1 protein-coding gene is annotated in these 1,230 nt (G+C 63.6%); it reads right to left on the reverse strand.

Annotated elements, in window-relative coordinates; genetic code table 11:
• Positions 1-1,230 (reverse strand): amino acid adenylation domain-containing protein (locus tag NKJ84_RS32975; RefSeq protein ID WP_352509998.1); only part of this gene is annotated, 1,230 nt, incomplete at both ends.

Here is a 1,230-nt window from a genome sequence, read left to right on the forward strand (position 1 = left end):
TGCGGCCCAGAAACTCCAGATTGCCGTCCGGCAGATAACGCGCCAGATCGCCGGTCTTATACAGCCGATCGCCTTCCACAAAGGGACTGGCGATGAACCGCTCCGCCGTCAGATCGGGCCGGTTCAGGTAGCCACGCGCAACCCCCGCCCCGCCAATGTAAAGCTCCCCCACCGCCCCGAACGGCACGGGCCCACCATGACCGTCCAGAAGATACAACCGCGTGTTCGCAATCGGACGCCCGATATGCGGCACAACGTTGTCACTGAAGAGCCGTCCCGAGGTTGCCACGACGGTAACTTCCGTCGGGCCATAGTTGTTTATCAACTTGAGAGGCGACGGTAGCCGGGAAGGCACACGCTGGAGACGATCACCGCCAATAAGCAAATACTCCAATGTGGGATTTATTTGCTTGTCTTCTAACGCGGTTGTAGCCAGCGGCGTGACTAAAAAGGCGGTCTCCAGCGATTGATCACACCACCATTGCAGTAGAAGCAGGGGATCTCCTGCTGCTGCTCTTGGCGAGAGCAGCAATGCGCTACGATTGGATAATGCAGACCACAGCTCCCAAATGCTGGCATCGAATGCCACTCCGGCCGTGAGTGCGCAGCAGGTTTCTCGTTGCCGACAGAACGTTTGCACATGCCATGCTGTAAGATTGACCAGGTTGTGGTGCTCGACCATGACGCCCTTTGGGGTTCCGGTTGAGCCGGAGGTGTAGATCACATAAGCGAGATGGCGTGAGGTCAGGCCAAGGGCGCGCGGCTCGGGATCGCAAGCGGGCAGTTCGGCCCAAGCCGGGGTCGCCGTCTCCAGATCGACCACGCTCACATCGACAAGCGCCTCGGGGCCGAGCGCGGCGCGGCCGGCCGCATCGGCCAGCAGCAGCCGCGGCGCCGCATCCTCGACAACCTGCCGCAGCCGCGCGCAGGGATAGGCCGGGTCCAGCGGCAGATAGGCGCCGCCCGCCTTGAGGATCGCCAAGACACCCACCACCATCGCCGGGCTGCGCTCCAGGCAGATCGCCACCGGCTGGTCCGGCCTCACCCCGAGCGCGATCAGATGATGCGCCAGCCGGTTGGCTCGCGCGTTGAGCTCGCCATAGCTCAGGCGCTCGTCCTCATGGACTACCGCCAAAGCCTCCGGCGCCTGGCGCACCTGCGCCTCGAACAGCTCGTGGACGCACCGCTGCGACGGATAGGCCGCCGCCGTCCGGTTCAGATCCTCCAGCA

The sequence above is a fragment of the Mesorhizobium sp. M0048 genome (assembly GCF_040323405.1).
Classification (GTDB): domain Bacteria; phylum Pseudomonadota; class Alphaproteobacteria; order Rhizobiales; family Rhizobiaceae; genus Mesorhizobium.